The sequence below is a fragment of the Rathayibacter sp. VKM Ac-2754 genome (assembly GCF_009807095.1).
Lineage (GTDB): Bacteria > Actinomycetota > Actinomycetes > Actinomycetales > Microbacteriaceae > Rathayibacter.
The window spans coordinates 262,991-284,233 of the sequence record NZ_WUCC01000001.1 but is presented as its reverse complement, the minus strand read 5'-3'; the positions used below and the strand labels follow the sequence as shown (position 1 = coordinate 284,233).

Here is a 21,243-nt window from a genome sequence, read left to right as displayed (position 1 = left end):
CACCGGTCTGGTGGTCCTGCTCCCGACCCCCGAAACATCCCCGCAATACGGCCCGCACTAGAGTCGTGCCATGGGTGACCTCTTCGACGGATACGGGTCCCAGAAGGTCGAGCGGCGCCGCGCAGGCGCGCCACCCTGGGACGAGATGTTCGCCGATGTCGCGGCGGCCGGCGGCCCCGACGGCGTCCGCGACGCCTACCGCGACATCTACTCCTCACTGGCCCGCATGACCCAGGAGGAGCTGCGCGGACGCACCGACGCACTCGCCTCCTCCTATCTCGCGCAGGGCGTGACCTTCGACTTCGCGGGGGAGGAGCGGCCCTTCCCGCTCGACGCCGTGCCGCGCGTCATCGAGAGCGCCGAGTGGAACGAGGTGCAGAGCGGAATCAAGCAGCGCGTCCGCGCGCTCGAGGCGTTCCTCGCCGACGTCTACGGCCCGCAGAACGCGGTGAAGGACGGAGTGATCCCCGCCGGCCTCATCTCGAGCTCGAGCCACTTCCACCGCCAGGCCGCGGGCATCGTCTCGGCCAACGGCGTGCGGATCCAGGTGTCGGGCATCGACCTCATCCGCGACGAGGTCGGCGGCTGGCGCGTGCTCGAGGACAACGTACGGGTCCCCTCCGGCGTCTCGTACGTGATCTCGAACCGCCGGGTGATGGCGCAGACGCTCCCCGAGCTGTTCGTCTCGATGCGGGTGCGCCCGGTCGGCGACTACCCCAACCGGCTCCTCCAGGCCCTGCGCGCCTCCGCGCCCGAGGGCGTCGACGACCCGACAGTGGTCGTGCTCACTCCCGGCGTCTACAACTCGGCCTACTTCGAGCACACTCTGCTCGCCCGCCTGATGGGCGTCGAGCTCGTCGAGGGCCGCGACCTGTTCTGCACCGGCGGCAAGGTGTTCATGCGGACGACCTCCGGCCCGACCCGCGTCGACGTGATCTACCGCCGGGTCGACGACGAGTTCCTCGACCCGCTGCAGTTCCGCGCCGACTCGATGCTCGGCTCGCCGGGGCTCATGCTCGCCTCGCGGCTGGGCAACGTCACGATCGCCAACGCGGTCGGCAACGGCGTCGCCGACGACAAGCTCGTCTACACCTACATGCCCGATCTCATCCGCTACTACCTCTCCGAGGATCCGGTGATCAAGAACGTCGACACCTGGCGCCTGGAGGATCCGGGAGCGCTCGAGGAGGTGCTCGACCGCCTCGACGAGCTGGTCGTGAAGCCGGTCGACGGCTCGGGCGGCAAGGGCCTCGTCGTCGGCCCCGATGCGTCGGCGAAGGAGCTCGCCGAGCTGCGCTCGCGCCTCCAGGCCGATCCGCGCGGCTGGATCGCGCAGCCGGTCGTGCAGCTCTCGACCATCCCCACCCTCGTCGACGACGGGATGCGCCCGCGGCACGCCGACCTGCGGCCCTTCGCCGTCAACGACGGCACCGACATCTGGGTGCTGCCGGGCGGGCTGACCCGGGTCGCGCTGCCGGAGGGGCAGCTCGTCGTCAACTCGTCGCAGGGCGGCGGATCGAAGGACACCTGGGTCGTCGGCCTCGAGTCGCAGACCCCCGACCGCGACGCCCACGACATCCAGGGCCTCGTCGCCGAGCAGGCCGCGGTGACGAGCTCGATCCCGATCGTCTACCCGCTCAACCACACCCCCGACCACTCGCCGCAGGACGCCGGCAACAGCGACCAGGAGCAGCAGCAGCAGCAGGGTCGCTCGGCGGAGGAGGACGCCTGATGCTCTCCCGGATCGCCGAGTCGCTGTTCTGGATCGGCCGCTACATCGAGCGCTCGGACGGCACCGCGCGCATCCTCGACGTCCATCTCCAGCTCCTGCTCGAGGACCCGTGGATCGACGAGGACACCGCCTGCCGCTCGCTCCTGTCGGTGATGGGGTCGACCCCTCCCGACGACATGAGCGAGATCACCCGCGCCGATGTGCTCACGATCCTCGCGATCGACCGCACGAACCCCGCCTCCATCGCCTACTCGCTCGGCGCCGCCCGCGAGAACGCCCGCCGCGCTCGCGAGATCGTGTCGACCGAGCTGTGGGAGTGCCTGAACACGACCCGCACCCGGATGCCGCGCCGCGTCACGGGCGACCGGGTGTCGGAGTTCTTCAGCTGGGTGCGCGAGCGCTCGGCGCTCGCCGTCGGCATCATCGAGTCGGCGACCTCGCGCGACGAGGCGTGGCAGTTCTTCACTCTCGGGCGCTCGATCGAGCGCGCCGACATGACGGCCAGGCTCCTCGCGACCCGGTCGCTGACCGAGGCGAGCGGACCGTCGTGGACGACGATCCTCCGCTCGTGCGGCGCCTACGAGGCCTACCTGCGCACCTACCGCGGCGTGCCGAGCGCGCGCAACGCCGCGGAGTTCCTCCTCCTCGACCGCCTCTTCCCGCGGTCGATCCTCTTCTCGGTCTCGCGGGCCGAGATGTGCATGCGCGACATCGAGCCGCGCACCGGGCGCGTCGGCCACACCGGCGACGCCCAGCGGGTGCTCGGCCAGATCCGGAGCGAGCTCGAGTACCGGCCGATCGCCGACATCCTCGATGACCTCCCGCGGCACATGGACAGCGTGCAGGAGGCGACCTCGGCCGCGTCCGAGGCCATCCGCCAGCGCTACTTCCCCACCAACGTCATGCCGAGCTGGATCGGGGAGGCGCTGTGAGCAGGCTGCGCATCACGCACACCACGGGATTCACCTACCGGGGCGACGTCGTCGCGTCCTACAACGAGGCGCGGATGCTGCCCGCCTCCTCCGACGGGCAGCTCGTGCTGTCGTCGCACCTCGACATCCGCCCGCTCACCTCGGTGCACACCTACACCGACTACTGGGGCACCAGGGTCGCCTCGTTCGACGTGCTGAACGCGCACCAGGAGCTCTCGCTCACCGCGACCTCGCTCGTCGAGGTGCGGCCGAAGGCGCACCCGGACCACCCCTCCGGCTGGGAGCAGCTCGCCGAGCAGGTCGAGACCCTCACCGAGTACGTCGAGCAGTCGAAGCAGACCACCCGCACCGCGCCTCCGGAGGATCTCGTCGAGCTGGCGCACGCGCTGGCCGATGAGGCGGCGGGCCCCTGCGAGGCGGCGCTGAGCATCGCCGAGCGGATCGGCCGCGAGATGACGTACCGCCAGGGCGTCACGGGCGTGCACTCGACGGCGACGGAGTCGTGGACCGCGCGCGAGGGCGTCTGCCAGGACATCACCCACATCGTCCTCGGGGCGCTGCGCTCGGTCGGCATCCCGGCGCGCTACGTGTCGGGCTACCTGCACCCCAAGCCGAACGCGCCGATCGGCGAGACGGTGACGGGGGAGTCGCACGCCTGGGTCGAGTGGTTCTGCGGAGGGACGTGGCGCGGCTACGACCCGACCAACCTGATCGACATCGGCGACCGCCACGTGATCGTCGGGCGCGGGCGCGACTACAACGACATCGCGCCGCTGCGCGGGGTGTACGCGGGGCCGACCTCGTCGAAGCTGTTCGTGAAGGTCGAGATCACGCGCGAGGCGTGAGCACCTGCTGATCGAGCTCCGGCTCGTCGGCTCCGGTTCGGCTCGCCGGATCCGCCAATTCCGACGAGCCGAACCCTATTCCGCGAGCCGGACGTGCCCCGGCGGCGCTGCGGCGCGTGCGCAGATACCAGCCGAGGCCGATCGCGGCGGCGACGGCTCCGGAGGAGGCGCCGACCAGCATCGCCCAGCGCGGCCCCGCGGCGTTGGCGACCCAGCCGATGAGCGGCGCGCCGATCGGGGTGCCGCCCATGAAGATCGCCATGTAGAGCGCCATCACCCGGCCGCGCATCTCGGGCGCCGTCGAGAGCTGCACGTACCCGTTGGCCGAGGTCATCAGCGTCTGCGCGGCGATGCCGACGAACGGCAGGAGGATCGCGAAGGCCCAGACGGTCGGCATCACGCCGGCGAGCGCGAGGGCGACGCCGAACGCGGCCGCGGCTCCGACGATCAGGCGCAGGCGCGGGCGGTCGCGGCGGGCCGAGAGCAGCGCGCCCACCACCGAGCCGACGGCGATCGCGGAGGACAGCAGGCCGAACTCGCTCGCCCCCATGTCGAACTCGACGGTCGCCATCGTCGAGGCGAAGATCGGGAAGTTGAGCCCGAAGGTGCCGATCAGGAAGACGATCGACAGGACGACGAGGATGTCGGGCCGCTTCGAGACGTAGCGGAAGCCCTCGAGGAGCGCGCCGGGCCCCCGGGTCGCCCGCGGTGCCGAGCGCAGCTGGTCGCGGTGCAGGAAGCGCAGCGAGAGCAGCACCGCCAGGAAGCTGACGGCGTTGAGCAGGAAGACCCAGCCCGAGCCGATCGCGGCGATGAGCACACCCGCGAGGGCCGGCCCGATCATCCGCGCGGAGTTGAACGAGGCGGAGTTCAGCGACACCGCGTTCGAGAGGTGGCTCTCGTCGACCAGCGCCGAGACGAAGGTCTGGCGGACGGGCGCGTCGATCGCCGCGGCGAAGCCGAGCAGCAGGGCGAAGACGTAGACCATCCAGAGCTGGACGACGCCGGTGACGACGATGAGGCCGAGCGCGAGGCCGAGGACGCCCATCGCCGCCTGCGTCGCCATCAGGAGCTTCCGGCGGTCGAAGCGGTCGGCGATGAAGCCCGAGAAGGGGACCATCAGCAGCTGCGGTCCGAACTGCAGTGCCATGGTCACGCCGAGCGCGGTGGCGTCGTGGTCGGTCAGGTCGTTGATGACGATCCAGTCCTGGGCGGTGCGCTGCATCCAGGTGCCGATGTTCGAGACCATCGCCCCCGCGAACCAGATGCGGTAGTTGGGCACCGCGAGCGAGCGGAACATCGCGCTCAACGATCGGCCACCTCTCGGAGCAGCGCCGCGGCGTCGTGCAGCAGGGCGCGCTGGTCGGGGGAGAGCTCGCGGAGGCGGGCCACCAGCCACGCGTCGCGGCTGCGGCGGACGTCGAGGACGAGCTCGGTGCCTGCAGAGGTCGGGCGGATGCGCGTGACGCGGCCGTCGGCGGGGTCGGCGAGGCGCTCGGCCAGGCCGTCGTCGACGAGGCAGGCGACGGTGCGGGTCATCGACGGCGGGCGGACCCGCTCGGCCTCGGCCAGCTCGCCGAGGGTCTACGGGCCGTCGCGGTGCAGCAGGGCGAGGACGCCGAACTGCGCGTCGCTGAGCTCGTGCTGCGCCTTCTCCTGGCGGAGCCGCCGCGCGAGTCGTCCCACGGCGACGCGCGTCTCACCCGCGAGCGCGGTCAACGCCGTCTCGCCCGCTCTGCCCTCATCCACATAGTTAGCCTAACAAAAGAACCGGCCTGCGGGTGGGGCGGCGGCGTACTGCCTCGCCGCTCGCCGCTCGCTGCTCGCTGATCGAGTAGCCCGCTTGCGGGCGTATCGAGATCCACGTCCGTCAGAAGGCCGGGGCAGAAGCCGCGTCTGCTGACGCGGGCGGGTCTCGATACGCCCCTGCGGGGCTGCGGGCTCGACCAGCATGCTGGCGCCCAGCGCCGACTTCTCCCTCACCACTGAGACGCGGAGCGGCTTCGCCGCGCTCAGGACAAGGGACCTCCTTAATGCGGCCCCCCTCGCACGCTCGCTGATCGAGCAGCCCGCGGAGCGGGCGTATCGAGATCCACGTCCGCCAGAAGGCGAGGTCTGCGGACCGCTCTTCTGACGCTCGTGGGTCTCGATACGCCCCTCCGGGGCTGCTCGACCAGCAGGGGGAGGGGCGGACACGGTGACGCGGCGGCGTCACGGCCGCGCCGTGCGGACGGCGCCGACGCTCGCGGCGACGACCAGGGCGATGCCGATCGCCTCCACGACGCTGAGGCGTTGCCCGAGCACGAGGAAGCCCGAGAGGGCCGCGGCGCCCGGCGACAGCGCCATCAGGATCGAGAACGTCGACGAGCGCAGGCGCCGCAGCGCGAGCAGCTCGAGCGCGTAGGGGATGGCGGAGGAGAGCACGGCGACCGCGAGCCCGAGCAGGAGCACGGGCGGCAGGACGAGGGCCGGGCCCGCGGAGGCCATCCCGAACGGCAGCGAGACGATCGCGCCGGCGGTGAGCGCGAGCGCGAGGCCGTCCAGGCGCGGGAAGCGCCCGCCCGTGCGCCCCGCGAAGACGATGTAGGTCGCCCAGAGCGCCGCGGCGCCGAGCGCGAAGGCGACCCCGACGGGATCGAGCGACGAGAATCCACCCTGCGAGAGCGTGACCACGCCGGCCAGGGCGAGGAGCGCCCAGAGGAGGCTGAGCACGCTCCGCCCGGCGATCACCGAGAGGGCGAGCGGACCGAGCACCTCGAGCGTCACCGCCGCTCCCTGCGGGATGCGGGCGATGGCCTCGTAGTAGCACGCGTTCATCCCGCCGAGCGCGAGGCCGTAGACAGCGACGGTGCCCCAGTCGGCCCGTGTGTAGCCCCGGATCCGCGGTCGGCAGACGATCAGCAGGACGGCGGCCGAGAAGACGAGCCGGAGCGTCACGGTGCCGATCGGCCCGGCCGCCGGGAAGAGCAGCACCGCGAACGACGCCCCGAGCTGCACGCTCGCGACCGAGCCGAGCACCAGGGCGATGGAGCCCGCGCCCTGTGGCGCGCGCCGGCCGGCGTTCAGCTCGAGCGCCGCTGCTTCTGCACGGGCGGGACGTTGTAGCCGAGGAGGCCGATGCCCGTCTCGTCCCAGCGCAGCGTGGTCAGCGAGACGTTGTCGACGACCGGGAAGATGTGCCGGTACGACTCGGGGTTGATGCCGAGGTAGGCGCAGAGCAGCAGCCGGATCAGCGTGCCGTGGGCGACGATGAGCACCCGGCCGTCGGGGTGCTCGCGGTGGATCCGGGCGAGCGAGGTGTTGGCCCGCGCCACCGCGTCCAGACCCGACTCGCCTCCGGGCATGGGCTGGATGGCGGGAGCCGCGACCCAGGCCCGGTACGCATCGGGGAAGCGCTTCTCCATCTCGGCGGTGGTGAGGCCCTCGCCCTGGCCGAAGTCGACCTCGACCAGCGCGGGGTCGGGCTGCACCTCGAGGTGCGCCGCGCGCGCGGCGGGGACGGCGGTCCTGACCGCCCGGACCAGGGTGGAGGAGTACACCGCCTCGAGGTCCGCGTCGACGGCCCAGGCTGCGAGCGTGGCCGCCTGGTCCTGGCCCCGGGGGGTCAGCGCGATGTCGGAGGAGCCCGCGAAGCGGTTCTCGGAGTGCCAGACAGTCTCTCCGTGCCTGGCGAGGATCAGCGTCGTCACCCCCCGAGCCTACCGACCGGCGGCCGAGTGCCGGACGGGGTTGCCGCTCAGGCGGCCGGGATCTCGTAGTGCGCGTCGACGAGCACGGGGAGGTGATCGGAGAGGCCCTGCGGCAGGGTCGAGACGCGCTGGATGCGGACGGAGTCGCTGATGGCGAAGTCGAAGTGCCCGCTGAAGTAGCGGTAGCGGGCGTAGGTGGGGGAGTCGCTCCGCGACACGAGGTAGCCGTTCCGCGTCATCTTTCGGTCGAGTCCGCGGAAGAACCAGGGGTAGTTGTAGTCGCCGACCATGAGCGACGGGGTGTCGGGGGCGTACTCGCGGAGGCGGTTCAGCGCCTCGTCGATCTGCTTCCGTCGCAGTGCGTTGCCGGCCGACAGCGGAGCCGCGTGGAACGACGAGACGGCGATCGAGCCTCCGGTGACGTCGTTGAGGCGGACGGCCAGCAGCCGCTCGTGAGCGGGGGACATCACCCGGTCGTGCATCGACTTGCTGAGCTCGAAGGCGGCGCTGCCGGCGAGCTCGAAGCGCTCGTGGGAGTAGTAGATCGCGAGGCCGAGGCGGTTGCGCGCGGTCACGGTGGCGAGGCGCAGATCGCCCAGCTCCTCGGGGAGCCTGGTGGTGTCGCACTCCTGCAGGCAGAGGACGTCGACGTCGTGACGGGCGGCGAGAGGGGCGATCTCGACGTGCGCACGGTGCTCGCGGAGGTTGTACGAGATCACCCGGAGTGCGCGTTCATTCGGCTGCATTGCGCCAGTGTAGGGCCGCCGCGGCGGCGCTCCGGCGTCGTTCCGGCGAACACGGAGGGACCTCTCCGAGTCGAGTCCGGCGTACTCGCCGAGCGGCTGGAGAGGTCCCTCCGAGGTGCGCGGTCAGGGCGTGGCGGTGCCCGAGGCGTCGGTCTCGGCGTCGGTGCCGTGGACTCCGTCGGTGGGTCCCCAGTCGGGAAGCGGCGGGTTCACCTCGTCGCCGTTCGCGTCCACGCCGGCGGCGCCGTCGGGGGAGGAGCCGCCGACCTCGTCGAGACCCGCGGGGGTCTCGGGGGAGGTCGCCGGGTCGGCCTGGCGGGTGGTCTCGTCGGTCTCGATCAGGGTCGGTTCGATGTCGTTGTCGGAGCTGCTCATGAGGGCCACGCTAGGACGCTCGGATCGCGGACGACACCCCCTTGCGCCGCCCCCTGGCCCACGTGCGGGGGACAAGCGGATCGGCCTTCCCTCCTGCGATCCGGATCGGCAGCATCGGCCCAGCACCACCTTCCGAGCACCGCCGCCGGCACCACCCTCCAGGAGGGTCGTCCTCGCCGGGCGGCACCTCCGGGGAGGCGCGGTGCTTCCGACCGAAAGGCACCTCCGTGTCCCACGACTCCACTCCCGCGCCCCTCGACGCCGAGCGCGTCGTCTCCCGCCGCTCCGTCGCCGCCGCCGCCGCCTGGACCGTGCCGGTCGTCGCCGTGGCGATGACGGCGCCGTCCGCCTCCGCCTCGGGCGACGTCGATCTCGGCGCCTACACGCTCACGGGTGACTGCGGCATCCTCAGCGTCATCGGTCCCGGCTTCCTGCTGAAGGCCGGGCCCACGACTCCGCTGCCCGTCGGCACCACGGTCACCATCGTGGGCAGCGGTGTCGGCAACATCGGCGTGTTCAGCGCGTCACCGCTGATCGCGAGCGTCGCGTTCCTGGGCCCGAGCTCCCGCCAGGTGACGCTGACGCAGGCGCTGGCCGCGGGCGCGACTCTCCAGATTCGCACCACACTCTCGATCTCAGTGGCCTTCACCCTGAACGGTGTCACGACGCTGCCGATCGGCTACACGGCGACCGGCGCGAAGCCTGCGGGAAATGTGAACTCGACGCTGATCCTCTGCAGCGAGAACTGATCACGAGCCTCACGGGAGAAGGCCCTCGTTCCCTCCGGGAGCGGGGGCCTTCTCTGTCCGAAGGGCGAGGCCACATCGGGGGGTGCGGATCGACGGTCGGCCGTCCGCCGCGCTGGAACGATCGGAACGACGGCTCCTCCGCCGGATCGCCCCCTCGATCGAGCGGTCTCCGGAGCCGCGTTCTCTCCAGAAAGGCATCCCCGTGTCGCACCACTCCGCTCCCCCTGCCGCTCCCGCCCGCGTCGTCTCACGCCGCTCGGTCGCTGCCGCTGCCGCCTGGGTGGTGCCGGTGGTCGCGGTCACCGTGGCCACCCCCTCCGCCGCGGCGTCACTCACGGATCTGCGCGCGTTCCAGCTCACCGGGACGTGCGGGACCCTCGGCGTGGTCGGCCCCGGTTTCCGCTTGACCGCCGCGACCGTGCCACTCCCTGTCGGTACGACGGTCATCATCACGGGGTCGGGAGTCCGCAACATCGGTGTCTTCAGCTCGACGGGCGACGCGACGGCGACCGTCATGTACCTCGGCCCGACGAGCCGCCAAGCCGTGCTCACCTCCGAACTTCCCGCTGGCGGCACGATGTTCCTCCGCACCACGCTGTCGATCTCGGTCCCGTCCGTGCTGAACGCGGTCGCGTCACCGCCGGACGACGCTCCGGCAACCGGAGCGAAGACGACCGCCGTCGTCACCTCGACCTTGATCGACTGCACGGGAGCCTGAGCTCTTCACGCTCCTGCATCGCGCCGGTCCGTCTGCGCCCCCTCCACGCGACGAAGGCCCTCCCTCTCCTGTGCGGAGGGGGAGAGCCTTCGAGGTGAAGGGAGCCGGGACTCAGCGGCCGTAGGCCGAGGCCGCGGGGCAGTCGAACGGGTCGCCACCGGCCGAGAGGCCGACGTTGTTGAGGTAGCGGATCACGATCGCGTAAGACTCCCGGAGCGAGGTCTCGGTGTACGGGATGTTGTGGGTCGTGCAGTACTCCTTGGCGATGACCTGCGCGTGGCGCAGCGCCGGGCGGGGCATGTTCGGGAAGAGGTGGTGCTCGACCTGGTAGTTGAGACCGCCCATGTAGAGGTCGGTGACCCAGTTGCTCTTGATGTTGCGCGAGGTGAGGACCTGGCGGCGGAGGAAGTCGACGCGCGCCTCCTTGGGCAGCAGAGGCATGCCCTTGTGGTTCGGCGCGAACGAGGCGCCCATGTAGAGGCCGAAGACGCCCATCTGCACGCCGAGGAAGGCGAAGGCCATCCCGAGCGGCAGGGCCCAGAAGATGACGGCGAGGTAGAGGCCGACGCGGGTGACCAGCATGGCGATCTCGACCCAGCGCTTGTCGACCTTGCCCTTGCCGAAGACGGTGCGGAAGCCGTGCAGGTGCAGGTTGACGCCCTCGAGCAGGAGGAGGGGGAAGAAGGCGTAGCCCTGACGGCGGGTGAGCCAGGCGTAGGCGCCGCGCGAGCGGGCCGCGTCCTCGGGGGTGAAGGAGACGACGTCGCGCTCGATGTCGGGGTCCTTGCCGAGGACGTTCGGGTTGGCGTGGTGGCGGCTGTGCTTGGTCATCCACCACGAGTAGCTGATGCCGACGAACAGGTTCGCTAGCGTGCGGCCGGCGATGTCGTTGGCCTTGCCCGACTCGAACACCTGGCGGTGCGAGGCCTCGTGGGCGAGGAAGGCGAACTGCGTGAGCACGATGCCCAGTGCGGCGGCGAGCAGGAGCTGGAACCAGGAGTCGCCGAGCAGGACGAACCCGGTGACGATGCCGCCGGTGGCGAGCACCAGGGCCGAGAACATCAGGTAGTAGAAGCCTCTGCGGCGGCGCAGCAGGCCCGCGTCGCGCACGGTGCTGAGCAGGCCGGAGTACTCGGTGGTCGGATTCACGCGACCATCGGTACGAGGGCGGGTGCGGACGACGCGGGGCTTCGCAGCGCTCGACGTGTCGGTCAGGGTGGTGGGGGTGCTCATCGGCGCCTCGCTCTTCTGGGTGGCCATCGGAGATCGACGGCCGCTCGGTGAGCGGTCCCCGGCTGGGCCCGGTCCGCTCCTGGTTCGCCGCGTCCATATGCCGGACGAGGCATGAATCGACCGGTGTCAGGGGCCTTCTGGAAGAGTAGGGGGTCGGCGGTCCCCGGCGCATCAAGACGATTGCCAGTCTTCGCGGCGTGCCGTGTTCAGGGGGCATTCCGGCGCCCTGCGACGGCGATCCGGCTCCGTGCGACAGACGAGCGCCTCCGGCGGGGGTTGACTTCGCACCCCGCCGGAGGCGCTCGTAGAAGCGGTCAGGAGCCGATCGAGTCCTGAGCGCGCGGTGACTTCAGCGCGGCGAGGCGCGCCTCGACCTCGGTCATCTCCCCGAGGTCCTCGAGCGACTCGAACTGCGCGTCGAGGCTCGAGGACGCGAGCTCCTCGGCGCCGCGGACCCGGGCCTCCTCGCGGCGGATCTTCTGCTCGAAGCGGCTCACCTCGCTGGTCGGATCCATGATGTCGATGCTCTTGATCGCATCCTGGACCTGGCTCTGCGCCTCGACGGTCTTCGAGCGGGCGATCAGCTCATCGCGCTTGGACGAGAGCTGCTGCAGCTTCTCCCGCATCTGGTTGAGACCGGTCTTGAGCTTGTCGACGACCTCGGTCTGGGAGGCGATCGTCGGCTCGGCGTCCTTCGCCTCGCGCTCCGACTGGATCTGGCGCTGCAGGGCGACCTTCGCGAGGGCGTCGAACTTGTCGGCGTCGGCCGTCGTGCCCGAGGCGCGCAGCTCGTCGGCCTTGCGGCTCGCCGCGAGCGCCTTGCCGCCCCACTCGTCGGCGTTGCGGACGTCCTCGCGGTAGTCGTCCTCGAGCAGCCGCAGGTTGCCGATGGTCTGCGCGATGGCGGCCTCGGCGTCGCGGATGCTGTCGGTGTAGTCGCGCACCATCTGGTCGAGCATCTTCTGCGGGTCCTCGGCCTGGTCGAGGAGCGCGTTGATGTTGGCCTTGGTGAGCTGCGCGATGCGGCCGAAGATCGACTGTTTCTGAGCCATGCTGTCTCTCCTTGCGTGGTGGGTGAGGGGGATTCGAAGATCTCGCGGGTCAGAAGCGTCCGCCGCCGCCGCGACGTCCGCCGCCGCCGCCGCTGCGGCCACCGCCGAAGCCTCCGCCGCCGCCGGACCGGCGGGACGAGCCGCCTCCACCGAAGCCGCCCGAGAAGCCGCCGCCGCCGAAGCCGCCGGAGCGGTAGCCCGAGCGGCGTCCGCCGCCGCCGAGCAGCGAGTCGACGAGGATCCCGCCGAGGAAGGCCCCCGTGGTGTTCCCGCCGAAGGGGCTGCCGACGGCGTTCGGGGCACTGTAGGCGCTCGCCTCCGAGCGCGCCCGGTCGAGGGCCTGCTGAGCGAGGGAGGAGGCGCGCTGCGCGGACGCGAGCGCCTCGCGCGGGTCGGTCGCGGCGATCTGGGCCGCGTACTCGGCGGCGCGGGCGGCCTCCGCGACCCGGGTGCGGGCCTCCGAGCCGACGGCGCCGCGGCGGGAGGCGATGAAGTCCTCGGCGGCCGAGACCCGGCTGCGAGCGGCGGTGAGCTCGGCCGTCAGCGCCGCGCGCTCCCGCTGCTGCTGGGCCTGCGCGTCGCGGTAGCCGCCCACGGCGGTGTCGATGGTCGCATCGGCCGCGGTGAGCCGCTCGAGCAGGCCGAGCGGGTCGCGGGGAGTGGCGGAGGCGTCGCGCTCGATCCCGTCGAGAGCGGCCGTGGTCTCGGCGACCGCGGCTCCGACGTTCTGCGCGAGTGCCGCCGACTCCGGGTCGGTCGACGCCGCGGCGAGCGCGCGGCCCTGGGCGACGTCGGCGCGGATCTCGGCGAGACGGGCGGCGAGCGACCCCTCGGCCTCGCGCAGATCCGTCGCTCGGGTGGCGACCGCGTCGAGCAGGCCGGACGCCTGCTCCGCCGCCTGCTGCCCCGCGCGCAGGAGCACGGCGGCGCGTCCCGTGTCGCCGGACGAGATCGCCTCGAGCGCCGAGCCGGCGCCGTCCCGCGCGAAGCGGAGGCGGTCCTCGGCCTCGTCGGCGTCGTCGCTCACATCGTCGATGGCGGAGGGGGCGTAGCGGGCGGCGAGGTCGGCGAGGATCGAGCGGGTGGGCGAGAGGCGCTCCGAGACGGTCGCGACGCGCGCGGAGAGCTGGGCGGCCACCTCCGGAGCGTTCTTCTCGAGGGCCCGGAGCTGCTCGAACGCCTCGGCCTTCTCGTCCAGCACCCGGTCGATCCCGGCGCAGAGCTCGAGGATCCGCGCGTAGCCGTCGCGGCGCTCCTGGTCGGTCTCGGGCTCGGAGTCGTCGAGGCGCTGCTGCAGGCTGAAGGCCTCGCCGAGCACGCCCTTGGCAGTGACGAGCGCCTCGCGGAACGGGCCGGTGGCGTCGCTGCCGAACTGCGCCTCCGCGAAGCCGACCTCCTGCTCGCTGGTGCGGACGGCGTCGTCGGCGTGGACGAGCGCCGAGCCCGCCTGCGTCGCGAGCTCGTCGAGAGAGGCCTCGACCGCCTCCGCGGCCCTCCTGCGCCGGGAGCGGCCGACCAGCAGCCAGACGACGACGCCCAGCACGACGAGCGCGGCCAGGATCCCGAGGGTGATCAGGAGGCCGGAGCCGAGGGTCTCGCCCGCGGTCGGGGCGTCGAGGCGCGTGCCGATGCCCTCGGCCGCGGCGACCGCGGCTCGGGCCCAGTCGCTCTCGACGAGTCGCGGCTCGATGTCGTCGGTCTGCAGGGAGGAGACCTGGGCGTCGTCGAGCGCGAAGCCCTGGGCGACCGAGACCTGGTACTGCCGCTGCTCGACGGCGACGGCCAGCAGGACGTCGTCGGTGCCGAGCCCGTTGAGGGTCGCCGTCTCGTCGGCCCACGCGGCGCGGTCCGACGGGTCGGAGAAGTCGTCGACGAACGCGACGAAGAGCTGCACGCGGTGCTCGTCGTAGAGCGTGGACGCCGCCTGCTCGACCGAGGCGACGTCGGCGGGGCTGAGCGCACCGGCCGCATCGAGCACAGGGGAGGAGGCGAACGAGACCGGCGACTCGGCGGAGGCCGTCATCGCCGGGGCGATCACGAGGGCGACGGCTGCGGCGAGCGCGAGGAGCGCCTCCGGGAGCCGGCGGCGGTGCTTCGCGGGGTGCCCGCGGAGGGGGGACTCGTCGATCGGTCTCGCCGGCATCGCGCACACTCCTTCGTCGTTCGCCTCCCGAGTGTAGACAGCCCACCCCGCGCCGAGCAGGACGGGACGCCGACGGATGGGAGAACGCCGGGAATCGGAATGCCCGGATGGGTGTCGCCGTTGCCGACCGGGGTGCGAGTCCCGCTCGCCCCGTCCCCGTTCCTCTCTGAAAGGCGATCCGTGGATCCGTTCTCCCCCCTCACCGCAGGTGACCTCGAGCTGCCCAACCGCATCGTGATGGCGCCCATGACGCGCCTGCGCGCCGACGAGATGGGCATCCCCGGTGCCCTCATCGCCGAGCACTACGCGCAGCGCGCCAGCATCGGCCTCATCATCAGCGAGGGAGTGTTCCCGAGCGCGGAGTCGAAGGGCTACGCGGGCCAGCCCGGGATCGCCACCCCCGCACAGGCCGAGGGCTGGCGCGCCGTCGCCGAGTCCGTGCACGCCGCCGGCGGACGCATCGTGATGCAGCTGATGAACGCCGGGCGCGTCTCGCACACCGACATCACCGGGACCGACCGGATCGTCGCGCCGAGCGCGATCGCGATCGCCGACGAGGTCCGCGTGCCCGACGGCGACAAGAAGCCGTTCCCCGTTCCGCACGCGCTGACCACCGAGGAGCTCGCCGACGTCCGCGACGAGTTCGTCGCCGCCGCGCGCCGCGCGATCGACGCGGGCTTCGACGGGGTCGAGGTGCACTCGGCGAACGGCTACCTGCTGCACGAGTTCCTCTCCCCGGCGTCGAACGTCCGCACCGACGCCTACGGCGGAAGCCCCGAGGCGCGGGTCGCGTTCCCGCTCGAGGTCACGCGCGCCATCGCCGACGAGGTCGGAGCCGGCCGTGTCGGCATCCGCATCTCGCCGAGCCACAACATCCAGGACGTCCTCGAGACCGACGCCGACGACGTGCGCGCCACCTACGAGGCGCTCGTCGACGGCCTCGCGCCGCTCGGACTCGCGTACCTCAGCGTCCTGCACGCCGAGCCCGCCGGAGAGTTCGTACAGGATCTCCGCACGCGCTTCGGCGGCGTCCTCGTCGCGAACAGCGGCTTCGGCAGCCCGACCAGCCGCGAGGAGGCGACCGCTCTCATCTCGGACGGTCACGCCGACGCCGTCGCCGTGGGCCGCCCCGTGATGGCCAACCCCGACCTCGTCGAGCGCTGGCAGGGCGGGCACGCCGAGAACGAGCTCGACCAGGCCACGGTGTACGCCAACGGACCCGAGGGCTACATCGACTACGAGAAGCTCTCGGCGTAGTCCGAGCATTCGGAAGGCCCGCTCCCTCGAGGGGGAGCGGGCCTTCCGTGCGTCAGGAGGGTCAGTCCTGACCCTTGAGCTTCTTCTCGATCGCGGCGTCCTCTTCGGGCGTCAGCTTCTGCTCGACGTCCTCGGGGCCGGCCGTCTCGCCGACGCGGCCCTCGCCGAGGTTGAGGATCGAATCGATCTCGTCGCCCAGGGCCGGGTCACCGGAGCCGCTCACGACTCGTCGCCGAACTCGCCGGCCGAGACCGCCTCGGCGTACTTGCGGAGGTCCGGGCCGGGCTCGAAGTCGATGAAGCGGTCCTTGAGGCGCGCGTTCAGCTCGGCGAAGACGTCCTCCCAGGGCTCGCCCTTCTTGGTCTTCGCCAGATCGAGGACGGCTTCGCGGAGCACCGCGTCGGAGTCGTCGAGGATCTTGGCCCGTGCTTCGTCGTTCCAGCGGATGTCCTGTGCGTCCATGCTCCGACCGTAGGCGGGGCGGCCTCGGCCACGCAGGGACTTGCGCCGCCGCGACGCGAGGCGTAGGCGGGGGATGCCACCTCGCGCGTGCTCCGCCCGCCGCCCCGTCGCGCGAGCACGCAGCCCACGGCGCCAGTGAGTCTCCCAGGGGCGGCGACTCGCGGATGTGCGGCATCCCTCGCTGATCGAGTAGCCCGCGCAGCGGGCGTGTCGAGATCCATGTCCGTCAGAAGGGCAGGGCTCGAGCCTGATCTGCTGAAGCGGGTGGGTCTCGACACGCGCCTGCGGGGCTACTCGACCAGCATGGAGGGGCAGCGGCTCCGCTGCGAATGCGACCTGGCCCCGTCCTCGCTGATCGAGTAGCCCGCGCAGCGGGCGTATCGAGATCCACGTCCGTCAGAACGGCAGGGCTGAAGCCTGCTCTGCGGGTGGGTCAGCGGGCGCCCCGTCAGGACAGCTTCGACTGCACCTCGCGCTCGAACAGCTCGATGCCCGAGCGGTCGTAGGCGGCGTCCGGGAAGTAGAAGATCCCGTAGTCCATCCCGCGCGACTCCATGTCGCCGAGGCGGTCGAGGATCTGCGCGGGCGTGCCGACCGCGAGCGCGTCGGGGCTGCGGTACTCGCCGACGAAGGCCGCGGCGCCCTCGGCTCCGAGGTACGGTGCCACGCGCTCCTCGAGGCGCTGGAGCCCCTGCTCGACCTCGGCCTCGGTCTCGCCGATCATCACGTTGTAGTTGGCGCTGCGGGTGATCGCCGAGTAGTCGGTGCCCAGGCGCTCGCAGTGACCGCGCAGCACTGCGCTCTTCTGGTCGAACGCCTCCGGAGCCCCGGCGAAGTTGGTGTACTGCGCGTACTGCGCGGCGATGCGCAGCGTGACCTTCTCGCCTCCGCCGGCCACCCACAGCGGGATGCCGTCGCTCTGGAGGGGGAGCGGCCGGTTCTGCGCGCCGTCGACCTGGTAGTGCTCGCCGTCGAGGGTCGAGCTGCCCGTGGTCCACGCCTGACGCATGATCTGCACGCCCTCGTCGAGGCGGCCGAGGCGCTCGCCGATCGACGGAAAGCCGTAGCCGTAAGCACGCCACTCGTGCTCGTACCAGCCGCCGCCGATGCCCATCTCGACGCGGCCGCCCGAGATGATGTCGACCGTCGTCGCCACCTTCGCGAGGTAGGCCGGGTTGCGGTAGCTCATGCAGGTGCACATCTGGCCGAGGCGGACGCGCGAGGTGGTGGCGCCGAACGCGCTCATCAGCGACCAGGCCTCGTGCGTCGCCTCCTCGGTCACCTTCGGGACGGTGTGGAAGTGGTCGTACACCCAGATCGACTCCCAGGCGCCGGCGTCGGCGTGCTGAGCGAGGTCGTTCATGGTGCGCCACTGCTGGGCGGGGTCGATGCCGACGAGGTCGTGGCGCCAGCCCTGGGGGATGAAGAGTCCGAATCGCATGCCGCCGACCCTAGGGCGGCACCGTCGCCGAGTCGAGGGGGTCGACGCCCTCGCGTACGCTCGCAGAAGTGCTCGACTTCACCTCCGACCCGGGTCTCCCGATCATCGCGCTCATGATCCTCGCCGCGTTCGCCGCGGGCTGGATCGACGCCGTGGTGGGCGGCGGCGGCCTGCTGCAGCTGCCCGCGCTGCTCCTCGTCCCGGGGATCTCGCCGGTCCAGGCGCTCGCGACCAACAAACTCGCGTCGATCTTCGGGACGACGACGAGCGCGATCACCTTCTACCGGCGCGCGAAGCCCGATCTGCGCACGGCGCTGCCGATGGCGGCCGTGGCCCTCGCGGGCAGCTACGGAGGCGCGACGCTCGCGGGGCTGCTCCCCTCCTCCGTCTTCAAGCCGATCATCGTCGTGGCGCTGATCGTCGTGGCCGTGGTCACGATCGCCCGGCCGACGATGGGAGCGGCGACGGCGCTGAAGCACGCGGGCCGCCGGCACCTCGTGACCGCGGCGGTGCTCGGGCTGGTGATCGGCTTCTACGACGGGCTGATCGGGCCCGGCACGGGGACGTTCCTGATCATCGCGCTGATCACGGCCCTCGGGTACGACTTCCTGCTGGCGAGCGCCAAGGCGAAGATCGTCAACGTGGCGACGAACCTCGGCGCGCTGCTCTACTTCATCCCCGGCGGCCACGTGATCTGGGTGCTGGGCCTGTTCATGGGCCTCGCCAACGTGGCGGGCGCCTACCTCGGCTCGCGGATGGCGGTGGCCAAGGGGAGCCGGTTCATCCGGATCGCGTTCCTCGCAGTCGTCGGCGCGCTCATCCTGAAGCTCGGGTTCGACGTGTGGAACGAGAACATCGCGCCGCTGCTGGGCTGACGTCACGAGGTCGAAACGCCCGTGACGCGAGGGCGCAACACGCGTCGGACTCAATGGAGGCTCCGCTCACCGGCTCGGGATCGCGTCGGTCCGCCCTCGTCCGACGGAGACTCCGTGAAGCTGGGCATCCTCAAGCACCCCGCCTCCCAGATCGGCATCGCCGCCGTCGCCGGCGTCGTCTTCGGCCTGATCGCCGGCGAGTGGGCCGGGAACCTCGAGTTCCTCGGCCAGATCTTCATCCGTCTCATCCCGATGGCGATCGTGCCGCTGGTGATGGCGTCGGTCATCGTCGCCACAGGATCCATGGGCGGAGTCGGGACGGGGCGCCTGGCGGCCCGCACCTTCGCGTGGATGATCGGCTTCTCGATCGTCGCCGCGTCGCTGGCCGTCGCGCTCAGCGTGCTCCTGCAGCCGGGAGCGGGTGCCACCTTCGAGGGCGAGCTCGACCCCGCGCTCGAGCAGTCGGCGACGGAGGCGGTGGGCTGGCAGGACACCGTGCTCGGCTTCTTCTCGACGAACATCGTCGCGTCGATGTCGACCGCCACGATGGTCCCCATCATCGTGTTCTCGCTCCTGTTCGGCGTGGCGCTGAACAGCTACGTCGCGTCGACGGGCAGCCGGCTCGTGCTCCAGGGCCTCGAGCAGCTCCAGCAGATCCTGCTCGTGCTGATCCGGCTCGTGATGCGCATCGCTCCGATCGGCGTCTTCGCGCTCCTCGCGTCGCTCACCGGCGAGGTCGGCCTCGCGGTCGTCACCACGGCGCTCGCCTACCTCGGCACGACTGCGCTCGGAGTCCTGATCCTGACCGTGGTCTTCGTCGCGGTGGTGGCTCTGCGCACGCGCCTGGATCCTCGTCGCCTGCCGCGCAAGCTCGCCGAGCAGACGGTCATCGCCGTCACCACCACGAGCTCGGCGGTGACGTACCCGACGGTGCTCAGGAACACGGTCGAGAGGATCGGGGTGAGCGAGCGCGTCGCGAACTTCACGCTCTCGATCGGGCTGACGATGGGGTCCTACGGCGCGGTGCTCAACTACACGATCGTCGTGTTCTTCCTCGCCCAAGCGGGGAACGTGACGCTGTCGCCCGCGCAGGTCCTGCTCGGGATGGGACTCGCCATCCTCCTGAACATGGGCACGATCACCGTGCCGGGCGGGTTCCCCGTGGTCGCGCTGTTCCTCGCGAGCACGCTCGGACTGCCGGTCCAGGCCGTCGGGCTGCTCATCGCGGTCGACTGGTTCACCGGGATCTTCCGCACCTTCCTCAACGTGAACGGAGACACGTTCGTGGCGATGCTGGTCGCGAACGCGGACGACGAGATCGACCGGGACGCCTACAACGGCACCCGCGCTCCGGTCGAGGCCGCGCACAACGTCGGCTGAGACCGCTCGTCGCGCACGACGGTGCGCGAGAGGCGGTCCCAGCCGACGATGTGCTGAGGCCGGTCAGCCGAAGGGGATCGCGCCGACCACCACGCCGACCGCGAGCATCACCAGCGAGACGACCACCGCGCGCCAGAGCACCTTGCGGTGGTGGTCGCCCAGGTTGACGGCGGCGAGGGACACCAGCAGCAGGATCGCCGGCACGAGCGGGCTCTGCAGGTGCACGGGCTGCCCGGTGATCGAGGCGCGGGCCATCTCGACCGGGTCGATGCCGTAGTTCGCGGCGCTCTCGGAGAGCACCGGGAGGATGCCGTAGTAGAAGGCGTCGTTCGACATGAAGAAGGTCATCGGGATGCTGAGGATGCCGGTGATGACGGCGAGGAACGGTCCGAGCGCCGGCGGGATGACGTCGACGACCCACTCCGCCATCGCGTCGACCATGCCGGTGCCGTTGAGCACGCCGATCAGGACGCCCGCCGCGAGCACCATCGAGACGACGCCGACGATGCTCGGGGCGTGCTTGACGATCTCGGACGCCTGGTCCTTCATCTTCGGGAAGTTGATGAGCAGCGCGACCGCCGCGCCGACCATGAAGACGTAGGCGAGGGGCAGCACATCGGCCACCAGCAGGGTCATCACGGCGAGGGTCAGCACGAGGTTGACCCAGATGAGCTTGGGGCGGAGGGTCTCGCGCTCGGGGTCGAGCATGGTGTCGGCCATCGCGGTGTCGGCGTCGTCGGCCTGCACGCGGGCGGCGACGGCGACCTGGGCGCCGCGGAGCGACTCCGGGCCCCGGAGGAACGAGAAGCGCTCGCGGGCGACGGTGCGGATGCCGCCGGTGAAGGCGGCGATGCCTCCGCGGGCCTTGTTCGAGGCGCCGACGAGCTCGCGCTCGAGCATCGGCTCGGCGAGGGCGAGCGAGCCGAGGCGGCGGCGCTCGCCGAGTCCGAGGAACCAGGCGAAGACGAGGGTGACGACCAGGCCCACCGCGAGGGAGGGGAGCATCGGCACGAAGATCTCGCTCGGCGAGACCTGCAGGGCGGCGGCGGCGCGCACCGTCGGTCCGCCCCAGGGGACGATGTTGAGGGTGCCGTTCGCGAGACCGGCGACGCAGGTGAGCACGACGGGGTTCATCCCGAGGCGGAGGTAGATCGGCAGCATGGCCGCGGTCGTCACGATGAAGGTGGTCGAGCCGTCGCCGTCGAGCGAGACCGCTCCGGCCAGCAGCGCCGTGCCGAGGACGACCTTGGCCGGGTCGTCGCCGAGCGCGCGGACGATGAAGCGGATCAGGGGGTCGAAGAGTCCGACGTCAATCATGATCCCGAAGTACATGATCGCGAACATCAGCAGCGCGGCGGTCGGGGCGAGGCTGCCGATCGCCTCGAGCACCATGTCGCCGATGCCCAGACCGGCGCCGGCGAAGAGGCCGAAGATCGTCGGCACGACGATCAGGGCGACCATGGGCGTCAGCCGCTTGGTCATGATCAGGGCCATGAAGGCCAGGATCATCGTGAATCCGAGTACTACCAACACTGCTGACTCCTTCGTCGTCGTGCGTCCGGCCGCCGGGGGAGCGTCGGCTCTCCGGGTCGTGGACACACTAGGGAGGCGCGG

22 protein-coding genes are annotated in these 21,243 nt (G+C 71.4%); 8 read left to right on the top strand and 14 right to left on the bottom strand.

Annotated elements, in window-relative coordinates; translation table 11 throughout:
• Nucleotides 1-70: 70 nt before the first annotated feature.
• The 3 genes from GRS92_RS01445 to GRS92_RS01435 are packed head-to-tail and all read left to right on the top strand — an operon-like array spanning nucleotide 71 to nucleotide 3,509.
• The gene (locus GRS92_RS01445) at nucleotides 71-1,732 is read left to right on the top strand and encodes a circularly permuted type 2 ATP-grasp protein (protein WP_159852596.1); all 1,662 of its coding nucleotides are present in this window, start codon (nucleotides 71-73) and stop codon (nucleotides 1,730-1,732) included.
• Nucleotides 1,732-2,664 (top strand): alpha-E domain-containing protein, encoded by a 933-nt coding sequence (locus GRS92_RS01440; protein ID WP_159852594.1) that lies wholly within the window; start codon nucleotides 1,732-1,734, stop codon nucleotides 2,662-2,664. The genes GRS92_RS01445 and GRS92_RS01440 overlap by 1 nt, the downstream gene beginning before the upstream one ends.
• Nucleotides 2,661-3,509, top strand: a complete 849-nt coding sequence (locus tag GRS92_RS01435) for a transglutaminase family protein (RefSeq protein ID WP_159852592.1) — start codon at nucleotides 2,661-2,663, stop codon at nucleotides 3,507-3,509. Before GRS92_RS01440 ends, GRS92_RS01435 begins: the two co-directional genes overlap by 4 nt.
• On the opposite strand, the gene GRS92_RS01430 is transcribed toward GRS92_RS01435, so the two are convergent.
• From GRS92_RS01430 to GRS92_RS01405, 7 genes are all read right to left on the bottom strand, one after another.
• The gene (locus tag GRS92_RS01430; RefSeq protein ID WP_159852590.1) at nucleotides 3,493-4,818 is read right to left on the bottom strand and encodes an MFS transporter; all 1,326 of its coding nucleotides are present in this window, start codon (nucleotides 4,816-4,818) and stop codon (nucleotides 3,493-3,495) included. The genes GRS92_RS01435 and GRS92_RS01430 overlap by 17 nt on opposite strands.
• Nucleotides 4,815-5,081: a hypothetical protein gene (locus GRS92_RS18915; RefSeq protein WP_268817132.1), complete on the bottom strand. Its 267-nt coding sequence runs from the start codon at nucleotides 5,079-5,081 to the stop codon at nucleotides 4,815-4,817. The genes GRS92_RS01430 and GRS92_RS18915 overlap by 4 nt, the downstream gene beginning before the upstream one ends.
• Nucleotides 5,082-5,093: 12 nt before the next feature.
• Nucleotides 5,094-5,258 carry a hypothetical protein gene (locus GRS92_RS18910; RefSeq protein ID WP_235021753.1) on the bottom strand — a complete coding sequence of 55 codons (165 nt, stop codon included), beginning with the start codon at nucleotides 5,256-5,258 and terminating at the stop codon, nucleotides 5,094-5,096.
• 462 nt (nucleotides 5,259-5,720) lie between these two features.
• The gene (locus GRS92_RS01420) at nucleotides 5,721-6,527 is read right to left on the bottom strand and encodes an EamA family transporter (RefSeq protein ID WP_235021751.1); all 807 of its coding nucleotides are present in this window, start codon (nucleotides 6,525-6,527) and stop codon (nucleotides 5,721-5,723) included.
• A 44-nt stretch (nucleotides 6,528-6,571) separates the two neighbouring features.
• A complete protein-coding gene (locus tag GRS92_RS01415) occupies nucleotides 6,572-7,198 on the bottom strand; it encodes a histidine phosphatase family protein (RefSeq protein ID WP_056037552.1) in 627 nt (208 codons plus the stop codon).
• Between the two features lie 47 nt (nucleotides 7,199-7,245).
• Nucleotides 7,246-7,944 (bottom strand): endonuclease/exonuclease/phosphatase family protein, encoded by a 699-nt coding sequence (locus tag GRS92_RS01410; protein ID WP_159852588.1) that lies wholly within the window; start codon nucleotides 7,942-7,944, stop codon nucleotides 7,246-7,248.
• A 123-nt stretch (nucleotides 7,945-8,067) separates the two neighbouring features.
• Complete coding sequence (locus GRS92_RS01405; protein WP_159852586.1) at nucleotides 8,068-8,319, bottom strand: hypothetical protein; 252 nt, start codon at nucleotides 8,317-8,319, stop codon at nucleotides 8,068-8,070.
• Nucleotides 8,320-8,546: 227 nt separating this feature from the next.
• Here GRS92_RS01405 and GRS92_RS01400 point away from each other — a divergent pair, with 227 nt between their 5' ends.
• Together GRS92_RS01400 and GRS92_RS01395 are read left to right on the top strand one after the other, a co-directional pair.
• Nucleotides 8,547-9,068, top strand: coding sequence for a hypothetical protein (locus GRS92_RS01400; RefSeq protein ID WP_159852584.1), 522 nt, complete (start codon nucleotides 8,547-8,549; stop codon nucleotides 9,066-9,068).
• Between the two features lie 202 nt (nucleotides 9,069-9,270).
• Nucleotides 9,271-9,786, top strand: a complete 516-nt coding sequence (locus GRS92_RS01395; RefSeq protein WP_159852582.1) for a hypothetical protein — start codon at nucleotides 9,271-9,273, stop codon at nucleotides 9,784-9,786.
• A gap of 111 nt (nucleotides 9,787-9,897) precedes the next feature.
• On the opposite strand, the gene GRS92_RS01390 is transcribed toward GRS92_RS01395, so the two are convergent.
• The 3 genes from GRS92_RS01390 to GRS92_RS18810 all read right to left on the bottom strand — a co-directional run bounded on the left by GRS92_RS01390 (nucleotide 9,898) and on the right by GRS92_RS18810 (nucleotide 14,214).
• Nucleotides 9,898-11,046: a fatty acid desaturase family protein gene (locus GRS92_RS01390; RefSeq protein WP_235021749.1), complete on the bottom strand. Its 1,149-nt coding sequence runs from the start codon at nucleotides 11,044-11,046 to the stop codon at nucleotides 9,898-9,900.
• Between the two features lie 287 nt (nucleotides 11,047-11,333).
• Nucleotides 11,334-12,071 (bottom strand): PspA/IM30 family protein, encoded by a 738-nt coding sequence (locus GRS92_RS01385; protein ID WP_159853239.1) that lies wholly within the window; start codon nucleotides 12,069-12,071, stop codon nucleotides 11,334-11,336.
• Nucleotides 12,072-12,120: 49 nt separating this feature from the next.
• Entirely contained in the window at nucleotides 12,121-14,214 is a 2,094-nt protein-coding gene (locus GRS92_RS18810) for a TPM domain-containing protein (protein ID WP_204162339.1), read from the bottom strand.
• A gap of 180 nt (nucleotides 14,215-14,394) precedes the next feature.
• On the opposite strand from GRS92_RS18810, the gene GRS92_RS01370 reads away from it, so the two are divergent.
• Complete coding sequence (locus tag GRS92_RS01370) at nucleotides 14,395-15,471, top strand: alkene reductase (protein WP_159852580.1); 1,077 nt, start codon at nucleotides 14,395-14,397, stop codon at nucleotides 15,469-15,471.
• A 61-nt stretch (nucleotides 15,472-15,532) separates the two neighbouring features.
• Here GRS92_RS01370 and GRS92_RS01365 read toward each other — a convergent pair whose 3' ends face one another.
• The 3 genes from GRS92_RS01365 to GRS92_RS01355 all read right to left on the bottom strand — a co-directional run bounded on the left by GRS92_RS01365 (nucleotide 15,533) and on the right by GRS92_RS01355 (nucleotide 17,374).
• On the bottom strand, nucleotides 15,533-15,694 hold the full coding sequence (locus GRS92_RS01365; protein WP_159852578.1) for a hypothetical protein: 162 nt from the start codon (nucleotides 15,692-15,694) through the stop codon (nucleotides 15,533-15,535).
• Entirely contained in the window at nucleotides 15,691-15,933 is a 243-nt protein-coding gene (locus GRS92_RS01360) for a hypothetical protein (protein ID WP_159852576.1), read from the bottom strand. Before GRS92_RS01360 ends, GRS92_RS01365 begins: the two co-directional genes overlap by 4 nt.
• A 448-nt stretch (nucleotides 15,934-16,381) precedes the next feature.
• Entirely contained in the window at nucleotides 16,382-17,374 is a 993-nt protein-coding gene (locus tag GRS92_RS01355; protein ID WP_159852574.1) for an LLM class F420-dependent oxidoreductase, read from the bottom strand.
• Between the two features lie 113 nt (nucleotides 17,375-17,487).
• On the opposite strand from GRS92_RS01355, the gene GRS92_RS01350 reads away from it, so the two are divergent.
• A complete protein-coding gene (locus GRS92_RS01350) occupies nucleotides 17,488-18,249 on the top strand; it encodes a sulfite exporter TauE/SafE family protein (RefSeq protein ID WP_159853237.1) in 762 nt (253 codons plus the stop codon).
• A gap of 114 nt (nucleotides 18,250-18,363) precedes the next feature.
• Nucleotides 18,364-19,629: a dicarboxylate/amino acid:cation symporter gene (locus tag GRS92_RS01345; RefSeq protein WP_204162338.1), complete on the top strand. Its 1,266-nt coding sequence runs from the start codon at nucleotides 18,364-18,366 to the stop codon at nucleotides 19,627-19,629.
• Between the two features lie 63 nt (nucleotides 19,630-19,692).
• Here the strand turns inward: GRS92_RS01345 and GRS92_RS01340 are convergent, their stop codons facing one another.
• Nucleotides 19,693-21,138 (bottom strand): CitMHS family transporter, encoded by a 1,446-nt coding sequence (locus tag GRS92_RS01340; protein WP_159853233.1) that lies wholly within the window; start codon nucleotides 21,136-21,138, stop codon nucleotides 19,693-19,695.
• Nucleotides 21,139-21,243 lie beyond the last annotated feature (105 nt).

Coding starts and splice junctions, on each gene's coding strand:
- GRS92_RS01350 (WP_159853237.1), top strand. CDS start 17,488: ATGATCCTCGCCGCGTTCGCCGCGGGCTGGATCGACGCCGTGGTGGGC.
- GRS92_RS01360 (WP_159852576.1), bottom strand. CDS start 15,933: ATGGACGCACAGGACATCCGCTGGAACGACGAAGCACGGGCCAAGATC.
- GRS92_RS01440 (WP_159852594.1), top strand. CDS start 1,732: ATGCTCTCCCGGATCGCCGAGTCGCTGTTCTGGATCGGCCGCTACATC.
- GRS92_RS01385 (WP_159853239.1), bottom strand. CDS start 12,071: ATGGCTCAGAAACAGTCGATCTTCGGCCGCATCGCGCAGCTCACCAAG.
- GRS92_RS01340 (WP_159853233.1), bottom strand. CDS start 21,138: ATGATCCTGGCCTTCATGGCCCTGATCATGACCAAGCGGCTGACGCCC.
- GRS92_RS01390 (WP_235021749.1), bottom strand. CDS start 11,046: ATGGCCACCCAGAAGAGCGAGGCGCCGATGAGCACCCCCACCACCCTG.
- GRS92_RS18810 (WP_204162339.1), bottom strand. CDS start 14,214: ATGCCGGCGAGACCGATCGACGAGTCCCCCCTCCGCGGGCACCCCGCG.
- GRS92_RS01445 (WP_159852596.1), top strand. CDS start 71: ATGGGTGACCTCTTCGACGGATACGGGTCCCAGAAGGTCGAGCGGCGC.
- GRS92_RS01405 (WP_159852586.1), bottom strand. CDS start 8,319: ATGAGCAGCTCCGACAACGACATCGAACCGACCCTGATCGAGACCGAC.
- GRS92_RS01410 (WP_159852588.1), bottom strand. CDS start 7,944: ATGCAGCCGAATGAACGCGCACTCCGGGTGATCTCGTACAACCTCCGC.
- GRS92_RS01355 (WP_159852574.1), bottom strand. CDS start 17,374: ATGCGATTCGGACTCTTCATCCCCCAGGGCTGGCGCCACGACCTCGTC.